This is a genomic window from Solibacillus cecembensis (assembly GCF_050272495.1).
GTDB classification, from domain to species: domain Bacteria; phylum Bacillota; class Bacilli; order Bacillales_A; family Planococcaceae; genus Solibacillus; species Solibacillus cecembensis.
The window spans coordinates 1454-4426 of the sequence record NZ_JBNNMF010000055.1; the positions used below are offsets into that span (position 1 = coordinate 1454).

Consider the following 2973-nt stretch of genomic DNA (forward strand, 5'->3'; position numbering starts at 1 on the left):
AGAATCTTACTCATTTGAGTAAGTGTAACTTATTGGTTAAGTTAATAAGGGCGCACGGTGGATGCCTTGGCACTAGGAGTCGAAGAAGGACGGCACTAACACCGATATGCTTTGGGGAGCTGTAAGTAAGCTTTGATCCAGAGATTTCCGAATGGGGGAACCCACTATGTTTAATCGCATAGTATCTTCACGTGAATACATAGCGTGTTGAGGACAGACGCAGGGAACTGAAACATCTAAGTACCTGCAGGAACAGAAAGAAAATTCGATTCCCTGAGTAGCGGCGAGCGAAACGGGAAGAGCCCAAACCAAAGAGCTTGCTCTTTGGGGTTGTAGGACATTCAATACGGAGTTACAAAAGAATGAGATAGTTGAAGCGGCTTGGAAAGGCCCGCCATAGAAGGTAAAAGCCCTGTAAATGAAACTTCATTCCCTCCTGAATGTATCCTGAGTACGGCGGAACACGTGAAATTCCGTCGGAATCTGGGAGGACCATCTCCCAAGGCTAAATACTACCTAGTGACCGATAGTGAACCAGTACCGTGAGGGAAAGGTGAAAAGCACCCCGGAAGGGGAGTGAAATAGATCCTGAAACCGTGTGCCTACAAGTAGTTAGAGCCCGTTAATGGGTGATAGCGTGCCTTTTGTAGAATGAACCGGCGAGTTACGATTACGTGCGAGGTTAAGTTGATAAGACGGAGCCGCAGCGAAAGCGAGTCTGAATAGGGCGAATTAGTACGTGGTCGTAGACCCGAAACCAGGTGATCTACCCATGTCCAGGGTGAAGGTGAGGTAACACTTACTGGAGGCCCGAACCCACGCACGTTGAAAAGTGCGGGGATGAGGTGTGGGTAGCGGAGAAATTCCAATCGAACCTGGAGATAGCTGGTTCTCTCCGAAATAGCTTTAGGGCTAGCCTCGTGATTGAGAATACTGGAGGTAGAGCACTGTTTGGACTAGGGGGGCATCTCGCTTTACCGAATTCAGACAAACTCCGAATGCCAGATATTTATACACGGGAGTCAGACTGCGAGTGATAAGATCCGTAGTCAAGAGGGAAACAGCCCAGACCACCAGCTAAGGTCCCAAAGTAATCGTTAAGTGGAAAAGGATGTGGCGTTGCTTAGACAACCAGGATGTTGGCTCAGAAGCAGCCATCATTTAAAGAGTGCGTAATAGCTCACTGGTCGAGTGACGCTGCGCCGAAAATTTATCGGGGCTAAACGATTCACCGAAGCTGTGGATGCATCCGTATGGATGCGTGGTAGGAGAGCGTTCTAAGGGCGTTGAAGTCAGACCGGAAGGACTGGTGGAGCGCTTAGAAGTGAGAATGCCGGTATGAGTAGCGAAAGACGGGTGAGAATCCCGTCCACCGTATGACTAAGGTTTCCTGAGGAAGGCTCGTCCGCTCAGGGTTAGTCGGGACCTAAGCCGAGGCCGATAGGCGTAGGCGATGGACAACAGGTTGATATTCCTGTACCACCTCCTCACCGTTTGAGAAATGGGGGGACGCAGTAGGATAGGGTAAGCAGAGCGTTGGTTGTCTCTGTTCAAGCAGTAAGGCGTGTGTGTAGGCAAATCCGCACACTGATACGTTGAGCTGTGATGACGAGTCCGTATGGACGAAGTTCCTGATTTCACACTGCCAAGAAAAGCCTCTATCGAGGTGAGAGGTGCCCGTACCGCAAACCGACACAGGTAGTCGAGGAGAGAATCCTAAGGTGTGCGAGAGAACTCTCGTTAAGGAACTCGGCAAAATGACCCCGTAACTTCGGGAGAAGGGGTGCTCTTGAGCGTGCAAGCGCATGAGAGCCGCAGTGAATAGGCCCAGGCGACTGTTTAGCAAAAACACAGGTCTCTGCAAAACCGTAAGGTGAAGTATAGGGGCTGACGCCTGCCCGGTGCTGGAAGGTTAAGAGGAGTGGTTAGCGCAAGCGAAGCTACGAATTGAAGCCCCAGTAAACGGCGGCCGTAACTATAACGGTCCTAAGGTAGCGAAATTCCTTGTCGGGTAAGTTCCGACCCGCACGAAAGGCGTAACGATCTGGGCACTGTCTCAACGAGAGACTCGGTGAAATTATAGTACCTGTGAAGATGCAGGTTACCCGCGACAGGACGGAAAGACCCCGTGGAGCTTTACTGTAGCCTGATATTGAATTTTGGTACAACTTGTACAGGATAGGTAGGAGCCAGAGATCTCGGAGCGCCAGCTTCGAAGGAGGCGTCAGTGGGATACTACCCTGGTTGTATTGAACTTCTAACCCATGCCCCTTAACGGGGTAGGAGACAGTGTCAGGCGGACAGTTTGACTGGGGCGGTCGCCTCCTAAAGAGTAACGGAGGCGCCCAAAGGTTCCCTCAGAATGGTTGGAAATCATTCGTAGAGTGTAAAGGCATAAGGGAGCTTGACTGCGAGACCTACAAGTCGAGCAGGGTCGAAAGACGGGCTTAGTGATCCGGTGGTTCCGCATGGAAGGGCCATCGCTCAACGGATAAAAGCTACCCCGGGGATAACAGGCTTATCTCCCCCAAGAGTCCACATCGACGGGGAGGTTTGGCACCTCGATGTCGGCTCATCGCATCCTGGGGCTGTAGTCGGTCCCAAGGGTTGGGCTGTTCGCCCATTAAAGCGGTACGCGAGCTGGGTTCAGAACGTCGTGAGACAGTTCGGTCCCTATCCGTCGTGGGCGTAGGAAATTTGAGAGGAGCTGTCCTTAGTACGAGAGGACCGGGATGGACACACCGCTGGTGTACCAGTTGTTCTGCCAAGAGCATCGCTGGGTAGCTATGTGTGGACGGGATAAGTGCTGAAAGCATCTAAGCATGAAGCCCCCCTCAAGATGAGATTTCCCATTACGCAAGTAAGTAAGACCCCTGAAAGACGATCAGGTAGATAGGTTCGAGGTGGAAGTGTGGCGACATATGGAGCTGACGAATACTAATCGGTCGAGGACTTAACCACAATTTATTGCAC

The 2973-nt window shown here is 51.4% G+C and carries 1 rRNA gene; it reads left to right on the forward strand.

What is annotated here, in order from left to right:
• Positions 1–34: 34 nt before the first annotated feature.
• Positions 35–2961 (forward strand): 23S ribosomal RNA (locus ACQKIH_RS22245).
• Positions 2962–2973 lie beyond the last annotated feature (12 nt).